Raw genomic sequence first — 15796 nt, forward strand, 5'->3', positions numbered from 1 at the left:
CGCCGTCCTCATGGTGCTGCCGCTGCTGATCGTGCTCGACAACGCGCTCAAGTCGCCCGGCGACTACTCCGCGCACGGCCCGCTCGCCCTGCCGCACCACCTCTACCTCGACGGCCTGAAGAGCTTCTGGAACCGGGTGGACTTCGGCCGGGTCCTGCTGAACTCCACCCTGATCTCCGGGTCGGTGGCGCTGGCGGGGGTGGCGCTGTCGGTGCTGAACGCCTACGCGATCGGCATCGGGCGGCTGCGCGGCCGGGCCTGGATACTCGCCTTCTTCGTGCTGGCGAACATCCTGCCGCAGGAGTCCCTGGTCTACCCGCTGTACTACCTGTCCAAGCAACTCGGGCTGTACGACACCCGGTTGAGCCTGGTGATCGTCTTCAGCGTGATCCAGTCGGCGTTCGGCACGTATCTGCTGTCGTCGGTGCTGGGGGCCTTCCCCCGGGAGATCGTCGAGGCGGCCCGGATCGACGGCGCCAACAGCTGGCAGGTGCTGTGGCGGATCGTGGTGCCGGTCAGCCGCTCCACGCTCGGCGTGCTGATGGTGCTGTTCTTCATCTGGACCTGGAACGAGTTCCTGCTGCCGCTGGTGCTGCTGCCGTCCAACGACAACCAGACGGTGTCGGTCGCGCTCGGGGTGCTCCAGGGCCAGCGGCTGATGGACGCCACGATGACGAACGCGGCCGGCCTGCTGGGCGCACTGCCCGCGGTCGCGTTCTTCCTGATCTTCCAGCGCACGCTCACCCGCGGCATCGCCGTGGGCGCGGTCAAGTGAGCCACCCCCCGCGTACCGGTCGCCCTATCAGAAAGGGTCCCTGACGATGAAGTTCACCGACGGTTACTGGCTGCTGCGCGAAGGGGTCACCGCGGCCCACCCGGCCCAGGTGCTCGACGCCACCGCGGGCCCGGGCACGCTGACCGTGCACGCGCCCACCCAGCCCGTCCGGCACCGCGGTGACCTGCTCAAGGGGCCGCTGGTCACGGTGGAGTGCACCGCGCCCATGCCGGACGTGATCGGTGTGCGCATCACCCACTTCGACGGCGGGCGGCCCCGGCAGCCGCACTTCGCGCTGGCCACCACCGGCGACACCCCCGAGGTCGCCGTCACCGACGAGGAGGCCTCGCTGACCTCCGGCGCGTTGAGCGTGCGCTTCGGGCGCGGCGAGCAGTGGGCGATGGACTTCACCGCGGGCGGCCGCACCCTGACCGGCTCCGGCCCGAAGTCCATGGGCTTCATGACGACCGCCGACGGCCGCCACTACGTCCGCGAACAGCTCCGGCTGTCCGTCGGCACCAGCGTCTACGGCCTCGGCGAGCGCTTCGGCCCGCTGGTCAGGAACGGGCAGAGCGTCGACATCTGGAACGCCGACGGCGGCACCAGCAGCGAGCAGGCCTACAAGAACATCCCCTTCTACCTCACCGACGACGGCTACGGCGTCTTCGTCGACGACCCCGGCCGGGTCTCCTTCGAGGTCGCCTCCGAGCAGGTCTCCCGGGTCGGCTTCAGCACCGAGGGCCAGCACCTCCAGTACTACGTGATCCACGGGCCGACCCCCAAGGAGATCCTGCGCAGGTACACCGCGCTCACCGGCCGCCCGGCGCTGCCCCCGGCCTGGTCCTTCGGGCTGTGGCTGACCACGTCCTTCACCACCTCCTACGACGAGCAGACCGTCACCGGCTTCGTCTCCGGCATGGCCGAGCGCGAACTGCCGCTGTCGGTCTTCCACTTCGACTGCTTCTGGATGCGCGAGTTCAACTGGTGCGACTTCGCCTGGGACCCGCGGGTCTTCCCCGACCCGGAGGGCATGCTGCGCCGGCTGAAGGAGCGCGGCCTGCGGATCTCGCTGTGGATCAACCCCTACATCGCCCAGCGCTCCCCGCTGTTCGCCGAGGGCAAGGCGGCCGGCTACCTGCTGCGGCGGCCGGACGGCGCCGTGTGGCAGTGGGACCTGTGGCAGCCGGGCATGGCGCTGGTGGACTTCACCAACCCCGCCGCCCGCGCCTGGTACGCCGGCAAGCTGCGCACCCTGCTGGACATGGGCGTCGACTGCTTCAAGACGGACTTCGGCGAGCGGGTGCCCACCGACGTGGTCTACCACGACGGCGCCGACCCCGAGCGCATGCACAACTACTACGCCTACCTGTACAACCGGACCGTCTTCGAGCTGCTGCGCGAGCACCGCGGCGCGGCCGAGGCGGTGGTCTTCGCCCGCTCGGCGTCGGTGGGCAGCCAGCAGTTCCCGGTGCACTGGGGCGGGGACTGCGAGTCGACCTGGGTGTCCATGGCCGAGTCGCTGCGCGGCGGCCTGTCGCTGGGGCTGTCCGGGTTCGGCTTCTGGAGCCATGACATCGGCGGCTTCGAAGGGCGCCCGGACGCCGGCCTGTTCAAGCGGTGGATCGCCTTCGGGATGCTCTCCTCGCACAGCCGGCTGCACGGCTCGTCCTCCTACCGCGCCCCGTGGCTGTTCGACGAGGAGGCCGTGGAGGTGCTGCGCGTCTTCACCCGGCTCAAGCACCGCCTGATGCCCTACCTGTACCAGGCCGCGTACCAGGCGCACACCGAGGGCGTGCCGGTGATGCGCGCGATGGTGCTGGAGTTCCCCGGCGACCTGGCGTGCAGCCACCTGGAGCGGCAGTACATGCTCGGCGGCGACCTGCTGGTCGCCCCGGTGCTCTCGCCGGCCGGCGACGTGGCGTACTACGTGCCGGCCGGGACCTGGACGCACTTCACCACCGGCGAGGAGGTCACCGGCCCTTGCTGGGTGCGGGAGACCCACGGCTACGACAGCGTGCCGCTGCTGGTCCGCCCCGGCGCCGTCGTACCGGTGGCGGCGGCCGACGACCGCCCCGACGGCGACTGGGCGGACGGCGTGACGCTGCGGGTCTTCCGCCCGGCCGACGGGCAGCGCACCGAGGTGCGGGTGCCGCGCCCGGACGGCGGGGCGGCGCTCACGGCGGTGGTGGTCCGCGACGGGGACGTGCTGCGCGCCGAGGTCTCCGACGCGTCGGCGCCGTGGGGCGTGGCGGTCGCGGGAGGCGGCGCGGCCCGGGCCGCGGCCGGCACGCGCAGCCTCCGCATCGATCTGCCGGGCCGCTGAGATGCGTCCGGGCACGGACGTCCGCACGGGGGCCACCGGCCGAGGGAGCACCATGGTCAAGATCACTGACGTCGCGGCGCACGCGGGCGTCTCGCCGAGCACCGTCAGCTACGCGCTCAGCGGCAAGCGGCCGATCTCCGAGGAGACGCGGCTGCGGATCGAGCGCAGCATCCGCGAGTTGGGCTACCGGCCGCACGCCGGCGCCCGCTCGCTGGCCAGCAGCAGGGCCCGGGTGCTGGCGCTGGTGCTGCCGCTGCGCAAGGGCATGCACCTGCCGGTGGTCATGCAGTTCGCGACGTCGGTGGTCACCGCCGCCCGCGACCACGACCACGACGTGCTGCTGCTCACCCAGAGCGAGGGCGAGGAGGGGCTGCTGCGGGTCTCGCACAGCGCGATGGCGGACGCGTTCGTGATCATGGACGTCGAGATCGACGACCGCCGGCTGCCGCTGCTGCGCACCCTGGCGCAGCCCTCGGTGCTCATCGGCTACCCGGCCGAGACGGCCGGACTGACCTGTGTGGACCTGGACTTCCGGCAGGCGGCGGAGGTGTGCGTGGACCACCTGGCCGCGCTCGGGCACCGCCGGGTCGCGCTGGTCGGCTCGCACCCGGAGGTGTACGTCCGCGGGACCGGCTTCGCGCGGCGGGTGGCGGCGGGCTTCACCGCCGCCGCCGACCGGCACCGCCTGGCCTCCTCGGTGCACCCGTGCGTGGACACGCCCGTGGCGGCGCACGCGCTGGCCGGGCAACTGGTGCGCGACCACCCGGACCTGACGGCGGTCGTGGTGCACAACGAGCCGATCGTCCAGCCGCTCCTGGCGGCCCTGGCCGCGCTGGGGCTGCGGGTGCCGCGGGACATCTCGGTCGCCGCGATCTGCCCCGACGAGATCGCCGAGCCGGCCGCCACCCCGATCACGTCGGTCGCCATGCCCAGCGCGGAGGTCGGCGCCCGCGCGGTCGACCTGCTGATGGCCAAACTCCAGGGCGCCGCCGTCCCCGAGACCACGATGCTGCCGGTCCGCCTCACCGTCCGCGCCACCACCGCCCCGCCACCCGCGTAGAAAGCGGCGCGAACCGGCCGCGAACCGGCCGCCAACCGGCCGGGGAAACTTTGCCGGCCGGGCCCGAAAAAGCTGCCGACCAGGGCCGATACACCGTCCGGGTGCTGCTACGGTGGATCGGCTGGCGAGGTAGGGGAACAGCGGCAGCCCGACGACGATCTCCCACGGAGCTGCCACCCATGCCGTCCCTTCCCGCCACCGCCGGCGTGCCCGCACCGGACCGGATACGCGGTGCCGTCATCGGCACCTATGTCGCCTTCACCGGTTGCGGTCTCGCCTTCGCGAGTTGGGCCTCGCGGCTGCCGCAGGTCCGCGACCACCTCGACCTGTCGCCGGCCAGGCTCGGCCTGGTGCTGCTGGCCATCGCCGCCGGCTCGATCATCGCGCTGCCGCTGGCCGGGCCGGTGATCCACAAGGCCGGCACGCGCAACACGGTGGCCTTCATGTCGCTGCTGCTGTGCGTGGGCCTGTCGGTCGTGGCGGTCGGCTACTCCCACGGCACCGCCCCGGTGGTGGTCGGCCTGTTCCTGCTGGGCTTCGGCACCGGCGCGTGGGACGTGGCGATGAACGTCCACGGGGCGCTGGTCGAGAAGCACCTCGGCCGCTCGATCATGTCCCGTTTCCACGCCGGCTACAGCCTCGGTACGGTCGCGGGCGCGCTGATCGGCGCGGGCATGGTCGCGCTGCACGTCCCGGTCACCGCGCACCTGCTGCTGGCCGCGGCGGCGATCGCGGTGGCCGTGCCCTGGGGGTCGCGGTCCTTCCTGATCGACGCCGCCCCGGCCGAGGACTCCGGTCCGGACGGCGAGGCCGGCGAGGACAGCGCCGAGGGCCCCGCGCCCGCCGCGCGCGGTCCGCTCGCGGCCTGGCGCGAGCCCCGCACGCTGCTGATCGGCGTGTTCGTGCTGGCCTTCGCGTTCGCCGAGGGCACCGGCAACGACTGGATCGGGATCGCCACCATCGACGGGTACGACACGTCGGCCCTCGTCGGCACCCTGGCGTTCGCGGCCTTCCTGTCCACGATGACGGTCGGACGGTGGTTCGGGCCGACGCTGCTGGACCGGTACGGCCGGGTGCCGGTGCTGCGGGTGCTCGCCGCGTTCGGCATCGCGGGCTCGCTGCTGTTCGTCTTCGCGCCCGCCACGCCGCTGGCCTTCCTCGGCACGGTGCTGTGGGGCCTGGGGGTCTCGCTGGGCTTCCCGGTCGGCATGAGCGCGGGCGCCGACGAGCCGCAGTACGCGGCCGGCCGGGTCAGCGTCATCGCGTCGGTCGGCTACTGCGCGTTCCTCGCCGGGCCGCCCTCCATCGGCCTGCTCGCCGACCACCTGAGCGTGCTGCGCGCGCTGACCTCCGTGTCCGTCCTGCTCTGCGTCGCGGCGCTGATCACCGGGGCGGTCACACCGCCGCGCGGGGTCGTGGCCTCCTCCACGGCGCGCGCCGAGGAGCCCGCCGACCGCGGGACCCGCGCCGACGCGTGACCCCGGGCGCGCCGCCCCTGCCCGCCCGCCGACCCGAGCCGCCCGCGGCCGGTGTGCTCCGGCTTCAACCACGCGTCGGCGCGGGCCGGGCGCTGTCCGGGCCGCGGGTGTGCCAGGTGGCGCCGTCGGCGGTGACCGCGAACGCGCGGGTGCCGGGCAACTCGGCCAGCCAGTCCCGGGCGAGGGCGCCCATCGCGTAGCCGGCGGTGGCGCGGGCGTCGGCGTCGGTCAGGCCGCGGCAGACCACGGTGAGCGAGGCGAGCGCGCCGGCCGGGGGGCGGCCGGTGTGCGGGTCGAGGATGTGGCAGCCGCGTTCGGCCGGGCCGGACGTGGCCACCGCGAGGTCGCCGTCGGCGTCCACGACCGTCGCCAACTGCCCCGCGTGCAGCGGGTCGCTGACCCCGATCCGCCAGGGGCCGCCGTGCACCTGGACGTCGCCGCCGCCGTTGACGCACACCGCGTCCGCGCCGGAGGCGGCGACCATCGCGGCCGCGCGCTCCACCGCCCAGCCCTTGACCAGCCCGGTCGGGTCGAAGCCGCCGCGGTAGGCGGCCGTGAACCAGCCGTCGCTCTCCCGCTCGGCGGCCTCGCACCGCCGCATCACCTCCCACACCTCGGGCGAGCACGCCGACAGCGCGAGCGAGCCGGCCGCGAGCCGGCTGATCTGGCTGCCGGGCCGGTACGTCGAGAACGTCGCGTCCACGTGGCGCAGCCAGGCCGCCGCGGCGTCCAGGGCGGCGGCGGTGCGCGGCCCGGCGCCGCGGACGTCGAAGGAGAAGGCCGTGCCCATGGTGTGCTCGACCCGCCGCAGCCGCGGGCCGGTGCCCGGGCGGTGCGCCGCCGTCACAGGCCGGCCTTGTCGAGGGCGCTCTGGAGGGACTGGATGTAGCCCTCGCTGGTGTAGGTCGCGCCGGAGACGGTGTCGATCCTCGCGCTCTGCGCGGACAGCGCCTCCTGGGTGAGCTGGGGGACGGCGAAGCCGGTGATCTCCTCGTCGCGGGGGTTGTTGGTGGGCATCTGGACGGCGGTGACCGCGGTGATCTTGCCGCTCTTGACGGTGATCCGCAGTTGCACGGGCCCGTAGCGGGTCTGGATGGTGTCGCCGGTCACGCTGCGGGTGGCGGTGGAGCCGCCGGTGGCGGGCGAGGCCGACGGGGACGTCGCCGGGGCGGTCGCCGAGGCCGACGGCGCGGGCGCGGGCGCGGTGCCGCCGCCGCTCGGGGTGCCGGCCACGGCCACCGCGGTGCTGTGCGGCTTGAGGCTGAGCAGGAGCAGCACCCCGCCGACGGTCACCGCGACGCTCAGCGCGATCCGCCGCATCGGGCGGGAGGAAAGGGTGTTCACGGACGTCTCACCGGCTCACAGTTCGAAGGACTCGTGGTGGATGTGGCGGGCCGGCACCCCGGCCGCGCGCAGCGCCTCGTACGACGCGCGGGCCATGCCGGGCGGCCCGCACAGGTACACGTCGTGCCCGGCGAGGTCGGGTACGGCCTCGCGCAGGAAGCCGGCGGTCAGCCGCGGGCTGCGGCCGTCCGCGTCGTTGAGCAGGTAGTGCAGGCGGGCGCCGCGGTTGCGGGCGATCGCCTCCAGCTCGCCGCGCAGCGCCAGCTCCCGCGCGGTGCGGGCCCGGTAGATCAGGGTGAGGTCGCCGGGGCGGGCGGGCAGCGCCTCGAACAGCGCGCGCAGCGGTGTCACCCCGACGCCGCCCGCGAGCAGCAGCACCTTCTGGCGGCTGCGGCGGTCCGCGGTCAGCGCGCCGTACGGGCCCTCGGCCCAGATCCGGGTGCCCGGCCGCAGCCGGGCCAGCTCCTGGCTGTGGTCCCCGACCGCCTTGACGGTGATCCGCAGCAGGTCCGCGCGCGGCGCGGTCGACAGCGAGTAGGGGCTGGAGGTCCACCACAGCCCGGGGGCAAGGAACCGCCACCGCATGAACTGCCCCGGCCGGGCGGCGAGCCGTCCCAGGTCCCGGCCGGTGACGATCACCGACACCACCTCGGGGGTCTCCCGCACCACCTGGGCGACCCGCAGCCGGTGCCGCAGGTTCAGCCGCAGCGGCGCCGCGACCCGGTACCAGAGCACCGCGGCGGCGGCCGCGGCGTACAGCGCGTACCAGAAGGCCCGGGCGAGCGGGTGGGAGGAGAAGTCGGCGCCGAGCGCGAGCTGGTGCCAGAAGGCGAGGAAGACCGCCAGGTACGTCAGCAGGTGCAGGTAGTACCAGGTCTCGTAGCTGACCTTGCGGCGCACCGCGCGGGCGGAGACCACCCCGACGGCGATCAGCAGGGCCCCGCCGATGGTGCCCTTGAGCATGTCGGGGTAGGTCAGCACGACCGTGGTCGTCTCGCCCACCACGCCGTTGTGGGCCTGTACGGCGTAGCCCCACAGGACCAGGGTGACGTGCGCGAGCAGCAGGCACACGGTGTAGCGGCCGAGCGAGGCGTGCCAGCGGGCCACCCGGTCGCTGCCGACGCCCTGCTCCAGCAGCGGCACCCGGGCCATCAGGCCGATCAGCAGCGCGCAGGAGTAGCCGCACAGCAGCCCGGCGATGCGGCCCGCGCCGAGCAGCCAGTCCGCGGTGCCGACCACGGAGCCGGTGTCCTGCCACCACAGTGCGAGCACTGCGGCCGCCCCCGCCCAGCTGAGCAGCAGCACCCACGCGGCCGGCGAGCGCCGCGCCGCGGGGGCGGCGGCGTGCCTGGTCGTGCGCGGGTCGTAGGTGGTGGTCATGCCGTGCGTCCTTTCCTCGCCGTGCACGGCCACTGTGCGGCCGGAACCTCTCAGTCAGCTCTGAACCTGCTCTCAACCGGCTCTGCCTCGGCAGATCCACAGCGGACTCAGAGCCGGAACGGGGTGGCGCGGGCCGCGGCGAGAGGGATGCTGGAGTGACCATGGACTCCGCTCCGCACGCCCGGCCCGCGCCGCACGCCCGGCCGGCTCCCCTGACCCGGCCCGACGGCACCCCGATCCGCGTCCTCGTCGTCGACGACGAGCCGGACCTCACCGAGGTGCTGGCCGGGGTGCTGCGCTACGAGGGCTGGCAGGTTCGCACCGCCGGCGACGTGGCGACCGCGCTCGCGCAGGCCGGCGACTTCGGGCCGGACGCGGTGGTGCTGGACGTCATGCTGCCCGACGGCAACGGGCTGACCGCGCTGCGCGGCCTGCGGGCGGTCCGGCCGGACGTGTGCGTGCTCTTCCTCACCGCGCGGGACTCCGTGGAGGACCGGATCTCCGGGCTGACGGCGGGCGGCGACGACTACGTCACCAAGCCCTTCAGCCTGGAGGAGGTGGTGGCCCGGTTGCGGGGGCTGCTGCGCCGGGCGGGCATGACGCGGGCCCGCGACGACTCGGCGCAGCTCGTGGTCGGCGACCTCACCCTGGACGAGGACGCCCGCGAGGTGACCCGCGGCGGCGAGCCGGTGGAGCTGTCGCCGACGGAGTTCGAGCTGCTGCGCTACCTGATGCGCAACCCGCGCCGGGTGCTGAGCAAGGCGCAGATCCTCGACCAGGTGTGGTCCTACGACTTCGGCGGCCAGGCGCACGTGGTGGAGCTGTACATCAGCTACCTGCGGCGGAAGGTCGACGCGGGCCGGGAGCCGATGATCCACACGGTGCGCGGGGCGGGGTACGTCCTGAAGGCGGCGCCGCGGTGAAGTGGTCCAGGTCCGGCCCGGGCGCGGGGGGCCGGTGGTGGCGGCCGGGGTCCCGGCGGTGGCCGCGCACCCTGCGGGCGCGGCTCATCTGGGGCCTGGTGGTGCTGCTCGCGGTGAGCTGCGCCGCGGTCGGGCTCGCGGCGGTCCTCACCCTGCGCTCCTTCCTCACCCAGCGGCTGGACCAGCAGATCGCGCAGGCCGGCGGGACGTTCCCGGCCAGCCTCGAACACCACGGGCGCGGTGAGCCCGACGCGGACAACCCGCACGGCGACACCCGCCGGCAGGTGCCGGGCACCTTCGGCGCCCGGCTGCTGGACGGGAAGGTCACCGCGGCCGGCGCGGTGCACTCCGGCGCGGGCACCTCCGTGACCTTGACAGCGGGGGACAAGGCGGCGCTCGCCGGGCTGCCGGCGGACGGCAGCGTGCACCGGCTGCGCCTGTCGGCGCTGGGCGACTACCGGGTCCGGGCGGTCACCGGGGACGACGGCGACGTCCTGGTGACGGGGCTGCCGCTGGCCGGCGTCCAGGACGCGGTGGCACGGCTGCTCGCGGTGGAGGGCGCCGTCTTCGGCGGGGCGCTGCTGGTGGCGGGCGCGGCGGGCGCGTTCTGGGTGCGGTGGTCGCTGCGGCCGCTGCGCCGGGTCGCGGCCACCGCCGCGGCCGTGACCGCGCTGCCGCTGGCCAGCGGCGAGGTGACGCTGCCGGACCGGGTGCCGGACACCGACCCGCGCACGGAGGTCGGCCAGGTCGGCATCGCGCTGAACGGGCTGCTGGGGCATGTGGAGGGCGCGCTCGCGGAGCGGCACGCCAGCCAGGAGCGGCTGCGCCGCTTCGCCGCGGACGCCAGCCACGAACTGCGCACCCCGGTCGCGTCCATCCGCGGCCACGCCGAGCTGGCGCGGCTGCACCCCGGGCCGGTGCCGCCGGGCGTGGCGCGGGCGCTGGAGCGGATCACCGCCGAGTCGGTGCGGATGGGCGGCATGGTCGACGACCTGCTGCTGCTCGCCCGCCTCGACGCGGGACGGCCGCTGGCGTCCGAGCCGGTGGACCTGACCCGGCTGGTGCTGGACGCGGTGGACGACGCGCGCGCCGCGGGCCCGGACCACCGGTGGGAGCTGGACCTGCCGGCGGAGCCGGTCACCGTGGCCGGGGACCGGCTGCGGCTCCAGCAGGTGGCGGGGAACCTGCTGTCCAACGCCCGCCGCCACACCCCGCCCGGCACCCGCGTCACCCTGCGGCTGCGCCAGGACCGGGACGGCACCACCCGGCTCCAGGTCGCGGACGACGGCCCGGGCATCCCCGCGGACGTGCGCGACACGGTCTTCGAGCGCTTCGCCCGCGCCGACCACACCACCCACCCCGGCACCGCCTCCGGTCCTGCCCCCGGTTCGGCGTCCGGCCCCGCGCCCGAGGCCCACGGCGCCGGGCTGGGCCTGGCCATCGTGCGGGCGGTGGCCACCGCGCACGGCGGCACCGCCGAGGTCAGCAGCCGCCCGGGCGCCACGGTCTTCACCGTCACCCTGCCCGCGCGGCCGTAGGGCCGGCTTGCCGCCTCCGCACCCCGGGCGGCGCGGTCAGCGCAGCTCGGTGATCAGCTCGGGGCCGTCGTTGCGGACGCTGTTCACGGCGGGCGGGACCGGGCGGGCGGCCAGGTCGCCGCCGGAGGGGAGCGCGAGCAGGGCGCGCAGGTCGTCCGGGTCGCGGTGGGCCGGGTCGAGCCAGTCCGCGTGGTGCTCGGGGGCGATCGTCAGCGGCATCCGCGGGTGGATGCGGCCGGAGGAGTCGGTCGCGTCGGTGGTGATGACCGTGCAGCTCACCAGCCACGCTCCCGCCGGGTCGGTCCGGTCGCGCCAGAACTCGTAGAGCCCGGCCATCGCGAGCAGGGAGCCGTCGGCCGGGTGCAGGTAGTACGGCTTCTTCACGGCCTTGCGGTGCGCGGTCGCCGGGAGGGTCTCCCACTCGTAGTAGCCGTCGGCGGGCAGCAGGCAGCGGCGGTCGGTGAACGCCTTGCGGAAGGCGGGCCGGGTGTGGACGGTCTCGGCCCGGGCGTTGATCAGCCGGGCGCCGCCGGCCGGCGACTTCGACCAGGACGGCACCAGCCCCCAGCGCAGGGGCCGCAGCCGCCGTACGGGCTCGGGCTCGTCGTCCTGCGCGCGCTGCACCACGCCCCACACCGGGTCGGTGGGGGCCACGTTCCAGCTCGGCTCCGGGGCCTGCTCGCCGGTCCTGACGCGCACCTCGGCGTCGAACGCGGCCGCGAGGTCGGCGGCGGCCCGGGAGGCGACGTACCTTCCGCACATGCCTCCACGGTGCCACGGCGGCGGCCGCGCCGCCCGCGGGTTCAGGTGCGGTGGCCGGGCCGTACGCCCGGCAGCTCCAGGACCACGCTCAGGCCGCCTTCCGCGCGGGCCCGGGCGGTGGCGGTGCCGGTGTGGGCGCGGGCGACGGCCCGCACGATGGACAGGCCCAGGCCCGTGCCGTCCGGCAGGTCGTCCGGGGCGCTGCGGCGCCGGGTGCGGTCGCCGCGGTTGAAGGGCTCGAAGAGGTTCTCCACCCGCTCGGGGTCCAGCGCGGGCCCGTCGTTGACCACGGTCAGCCGCACCGTGCCGTCGCCGGCCGGTCCGGTGGTGACGTGCAGCAGGCCGCCGTCGCGGTTGTAGCGGACGGCGTTCTCCAGCAGGTTGGAGACCGCGATGCCCAGCAGCGCGACGTTGGCGGGCAGCGGGGCGGGTTCGAGGTCGGTCCGCAGGCGCAGCCCGCGCGCCCTGGCCCGGCCCGCCACCTGGTCCAGCGCCTCGGCTGCGACGTCGGCGAGGTCGTCCTCGACGAGGTCGGCGGCGGCCTGCTCGGAGCGGGCGAGCAGCAGCAGCGCGGAGATCAGCCGCTGGGCGCTGCCGGTGGCGTCGGCGACGTCGGCGGCCATGGTGCGCCACTGCTCCTCGGTGACGGCGGGCTTGGCGAGGGTGACCTCGACGGCCGCGCGGGTCAGCGCGAGCGGGGTGCGCAGTTCGTGGCTGGCGTTGGCGACGAATCTGCGCTGGGCGTCGAAGGCCCGGTCCAGGCGCTCCAGCATCTCGTCGAACGTGTCGCCGAGCTGCCGCAGTTCGTCCGGCGGGCCGGTCAGCCGCAGCCGTTCGTGCAGGGTCGCGTCGGTGGCGCGGCGGGCGGCGGCGGTGATGTCGGCGATCGGCCGCAGCAGCCGTCCGGCGACCCACCAGCCGACCAGCGCGGACAGCGCGACGACCACCGACAGCAGCAGCAGGGCGATGACCAGCAGCCGTGAGGCGGCCGCGTCGCGGATCTGGTCGGACAGCCCGATGTAGTTGTCGTGGTCGGGGTCGAGGCTGCCGGGGACCTCGGAGGCGGGCAGCGGGCGGAAGATCTCCTCGTACAGGGCAGTGGTCATGGCCAGGACCAGGGCGCTGCCGCCGACGGTGAACAGCACGGCGTAGGTGAGGGTCAGGCGTCCGCGGAGGGTCAGGTTCGGGCGGCGCAGCCGGGCGGCGGCGCGGCGCGGCAGGTTCACCGGGCGATCCGGTAGCCGGCGCCGACGAGGGTCTCGATCAGGTCGGGCGGGCCGAGCTTGCGGCGCAGCCGGTTGACGGTGACCCGCACGGTGTTGGTGAACGGGTCGGCGTTCTCGTCCCAGGCACGCTCCAGCAGCTGTTCGTGGCTGAGCACCGCGCCGTCCGCGGCCAGCAGCAGCCGCAGCACCGTGAACTCCTTGGCGGTCAGGGCGACCGGCCGCCCGGCGCGCAGTACGGTGCGGCGCAGCGTGTCCATGGTCAGGTCGCCGCGGACCAGGGTCACGCCGTGCGCGCCGCGCCGCCGGCCCAGCGCCTTGACGCGCAAGGTGAGTTCGGCGAAGGAGAAGGGCTTGCCGAGGTAGTCGTCGGCGCCGAGGGTCAGGCCGTCCACCCGGTCGTCGATGCCCGACAGGGCGGTGAGCATGAGGATCATCGGCGGCTCGGGGCGGCCGGCCAGCTCCGCGCAGACCTCGTCGCCGGAGCGGCCGGGCAGGTCGCGGTCGAGCACGAGGACGTCGTAGTCGCCCAGCTCCACCTTCGCCAGCGCGTCGGCGCCGTCGTGGCAGACGTCCACGGCCATGCCCTGGTCCCGCAGTCCTTCGGCTATGACGGCGGCCAGGCGCTGCTCGTCCTCGACAATCAGGATACGCATGGCCTCATCCTGTCGGCCGCCCGCTCCCGCCGGGCTCGGACCGCGAACCTGACGGCGTATCAGGCGGCGGGTCGAGCGATGTGTCCGGCGGGGCGTCAGGGGCGGTGCCGGGGCGCGGAGCCGGCCCGCCGTACGGGGCCGCGGGCGGTGGCGGGCAGGCGGGCGCGGGCGGTGGCGGGCCGGGGCGGCGCTGCCGGACGGTCCGCGTGGGCGGGCGCAGCGGCGGGCGGTCCGGCTGCTCGGGCAGCGGCTCGGCCTCCAGGCGCAGCCGGCCGGCGAGCCCGGCGGTGGTGTGCAGGCGGCCGCGGGAGTCGACGCACAGCGCCTCGTACGGGGTGCTCGCGGCGAGGCCGTCGACCCAGGCGCGGGCGCGGTCGGTGGTGGGCTGCGCGGTCGCGGCGGTGGCGTACAGGTCGGCCCGTGCCAGGTCGGGGCCGATGACGGTCACCTGGGTGAGCGCGGCGGCGGGCCGGCCGGTGCCGGGCATCCGCACCGGCAGGTCGTGCCCGGTGGCCGCGCAGGTGGCGAGGGCGCCCTCGCGGACCTCCAGCATGGCGAGCAGGCCGCCGGTCAGGCCGGGGTCGGCCAGCCGCACCCGCCAGGCCGGGCCGGTGCCCCCGTCGGAGCGCAGCCGCAGGTCGCCGCCCGCGTTCACCAGGTGCCGGGGCAGCCCGCGGGCGGCCAGCAGATCGCTCGCGCGCTCCACCGCCCAGCAGCGGACCGCCTTGCGCGGGTCGAGCCGCCGCCCGCCCGGGGTCCGTGCCCCGGCCGGGGCGCCCACGTAGCCGCTGGCGTCCCAGGCGCCGGTGGTGTCCAGCGCGTCGAAGACACCCTCGCCCACGGCCCGCAGCATCGCACAGAGGTCGAGGGCCTCGCGGCTCTCCCCCGCCTCCGGCGGCCCGCCGAGGTCGGCCGCGCCGAGCAGCCCCTCGAACACGCGGCGGGCCGAACCGCCGGGCCGGGGCGCGCAGAAGACGTCCTCGATCCGCCGCAGCAGCGCGAACGCGGCGCGGCCGGCCGCCTGGAAGGTACCGAAGTCCGCGGAGTCGGGCGCGGCGATCGACACCCGGGCCCCGAGGACGCCCTCCCTGACGGTGCGCACCGCCTACCGCTCCGCCGGGACGTACGGTGTACGGCGGCGGGCAGGCGTGCCGGTCCCCCTCGACATGGCAACTCCTTCCGGCTGGCGGGCACTTCGCCCGCCACTGTTCCGGCGGAGACCTAACGACGGGGTAACACGCCTTTCGCGACACCGTGTTTCCGGCCATCCGGCGGCGGATCGGCGCTTCGTCGCATGGGGCGTGCGGGGTGCGGGGCGTACAGTGCCGGCGGTGCTCAGGCGCGGCGGGCGGCCCACACGGCGCGCTCGGTGCGGACCGCGAGGTCGCCGCGGCGCAGCACGCTCGACGGGCCGGCGGTGTCCAGCAGCCGGTCCAGCGCCCGCAGGTCCTCGGCGGGAAGTTCCGCGCCGACCGCCTCGCGCAGGCGGCGCAGGCTGCCGAGCGCGTAGCGGCCGACTGCGCTGTCCGCGGCGCTCTCCGCGCCGTCCGCGCCCACCGCCCCTGCCGCGCCCTCCGCCCCTGCCGCGCCCTCGACGAACACGCGAACCGTCCGCTCGCCCTCGACCGCGAACCCGGCGGCGGCCAGCATCGGGCCCCAGTCGGCGCCTCGGTGCGGCATCTGCTCGGCGTGCTGCCGGTCCACCGCGGCATGGCAGCGGTCCTCCAGGCCGGGCCGCTCCTGCGGGGCGTCGGGGGGCAGGAACCGCGGGAAGCCCGCCATCTCGACGACGGCGAGCAGCCCGCCGGGCGCGAGCAGGTCGTACACGGTGCGCAGGGTGCGGGCCGGGTCGGCCATGTGGTGCAGCGACGCCGACGCCCACACCAGGTCGGGCCGGTCGAGTTCCGGCCACTCCCCGTCGAGGTCGGCCGGCACCGTGTGCACCCGCCCGGCCACCCCGAGCGCCTCGGCCTTCTCCCGCAACCGCTCCAGGTGGGCCGGCGACGCGTCGACCGCGGTCACCTCCGCCGCCGGGAAGCGGGCCAGCAGCGCGAAGGTGCCGGCCCCGGTGCCGGCGCCCAGGTCCAGGATGCGGCGCGGCGGCTCCGCGACCGGCAGCCAGGCGGTGATCTCCGCGGTGTGCCCGGCGAGGACTTCCGCGCCCAGGTCCAGCAGTTCGGCCATGTCGTCGGTGCCGGGCGCGGCACCGGACGGGCCGTGGGTGTGGGCGTGGGTACCGCCGTGGGTGTGCGCGGGGCCGTGGGCGTGGGCGCCGGTGTGCCCGGGGGCCGCGGCGGGGTGGTGGTCATGCGGGGAAGCGTGGGTCATACGGTC

14 protein-coding genes are annotated in these 15796 nt (G+C 75.6%); 6 read left to right on the forward strand and 8 right to left on the reverse strand.

Going from position 1 to position 15796, the window contains the following annotated elements:
- The first annotated feature begins 10 nt into the window (after positions 1-10).
- From WA788_RS07425 to WA788_RS07440, 4 genes are all read left to right on the forward strand, one after another.
- Complete coding sequence (locus tag WA788_RS07425) at positions 11-775, forward strand: carbohydrate ABC transporter permease (protein ID WP_335973080.1); 765 nt, start codon at positions 11-13, stop codon at positions 773-775.
- 46 nt (positions 776-821) lie between these two features.
- Positions 822-3098: an alpha-xylosidase gene (yicI, locus tag WA788_RS07430; protein WP_335972737.1), complete on the forward strand. Its 2277-nt coding sequence runs from the start codon at positions 822-824 to the stop codon at positions 3096-3098.
- Between the two features lie 52 nt (positions 3099-3150).
- On the forward strand, positions 3151-4158 hold the full coding sequence (locus WA788_RS07435; RefSeq protein WP_335972740.1) for a LacI family DNA-binding transcriptional regulator: 1008 nt from the start codon (positions 3151-3153) through the stop codon (positions 4156-4158).
- Positions 4159-4337: 179 nt separating this feature from the next.
- Positions 4338-5636 carry an MFS transporter gene (locus tag WA788_RS07440; protein WP_335972744.1) on the forward strand — a complete coding sequence of 433 codons (1299 nt, stop codon included), beginning with the start codon at positions 4338-4340 and terminating at the stop codon, positions 5634-5636.
- A 64-nt stretch (positions 5637-5700) separates the two neighbouring features.
- On the opposite strand, the gene WA788_RS07445 is transcribed toward WA788_RS07440, so the two are convergent.
- Genes WA788_RS07445 through WA788_RS07455 form a run of 3 tightly spaced genes read right to left on the reverse strand, consistent with a single transcriptional unit; the run spans position 5701 to position 8360 of the window.
- Positions 5701-6426: an FAD:protein FMN transferase gene (locus WA788_RS07445; RefSeq protein ID WP_335973084.1), complete on the reverse strand. Its 726-nt coding sequence runs from the start codon at positions 6424-6426 to the stop codon at positions 5701-5703.
- A gap of 53 nt (positions 6427-6479) precedes the next feature.
- Positions 6480-6956: an FMN-binding protein gene (locus WA788_RS07450; RefSeq protein WP_443033990.1), complete on the reverse strand. Its 477-nt coding sequence runs from the start codon at positions 6954-6956 to the stop codon at positions 6480-6482.
- Positions 6957-6995: 39 nt separating this feature from the next.
- The gene (locus tag WA788_RS07455) at positions 6996-8360 is read right to left on the reverse strand and encodes a ferredoxin reductase family protein (protein WP_335972752.1); all 1365 of its coding nucleotides are present in this window, start codon (positions 8358-8360) and stop codon (positions 6996-6998) included.
- A 161-nt stretch (positions 8361-8521) separates the two neighbouring features.
- Here WA788_RS07455 and WA788_RS07460 point away from each other — a divergent pair, with 161 nt between their 5' ends.
- The gene (locus tag WA788_RS07460) at positions 8522-9283 is read left to right on the forward strand and encodes a response regulator transcription factor (RefSeq protein WP_335972754.1); all 762 of its coding nucleotides are present in this window, start codon (positions 8522-8524) and stop codon (positions 9281-9283) included.
- Positions 9284-9354: 71 nt separating this feature from the next.
- Positions 9355-10821 (forward strand): sensor histidine kinase, encoded by a 1467-nt coding sequence (locus tag WA788_RS07465; RefSeq protein ID WP_335973088.1) that lies wholly within the window; start codon positions 9355-9357, stop codon positions 10819-10821.
- A 36-nt stretch (positions 10822-10857) separates the two neighbouring features.
- Here the strand turns inward: WA788_RS07465 and WA788_RS07470 are convergent, their stop codons facing one another.
- From WA788_RS07470 to WA788_RS07490, 5 genes are all read right to left on the reverse strand, one after another.
- Positions 10858-11583, reverse strand: coding sequence for an SOS response-associated peptidase (locus tag WA788_RS07470; RefSeq protein ID WP_335972759.1), 726 nt, complete (start codon positions 11581-11583; stop codon positions 10858-10860).
- A 41-nt stretch (positions 11584-11624) separates the two neighbouring features.
- Positions 11625-12809, reverse strand: a complete 1185-nt coding sequence (locus WA788_RS07475) for a sensor histidine kinase (protein ID WP_335972762.1) — start codon at positions 12807-12809, stop codon at positions 11625-11627.
- Positions 12806-13462 carry a response regulator transcription factor gene (locus tag WA788_RS07480; protein ID WP_335972766.1) on the reverse strand — a complete coding sequence of 219 codons (657 nt, stop codon included), beginning with the start codon at positions 13460-13462 and terminating at the stop codon, positions 12806-12808. The genes WA788_RS07475 and WA788_RS07480 overlap by 4 nt, the downstream gene beginning before the upstream one ends.
- A gap of 4 nt (positions 13463-13466) precedes the next feature.
- Complete coding sequence (locus tag WA788_RS07485) at positions 13467-14564, reverse strand: FAD:protein FMN transferase (RefSeq protein WP_335972775.1); 1098 nt, start codon at positions 14562-14564, stop codon at positions 13467-13469.
- Positions 14565-14797: 233 nt separating this feature from the next.
- Positions 14798-15790 (reverse strand): class I SAM-dependent methyltransferase, encoded by a 993-nt coding sequence (locus WA788_RS07490; RefSeq protein ID WP_335972779.1) that lies wholly within the window; start codon positions 15788-15790, stop codon positions 14798-14800.
- Positions 15791-15796: the final 6 nt, after the last annotated feature.

The organism is Streptomyces sp. CA2R106 (assembly GCF_037034245.1).
In the GTDB taxonomy this organism is placed as follows: Bacteria; Actinomycetota; Actinomycetes; order Streptomycetales; family Streptomycetaceae; genus Actinacidiphila.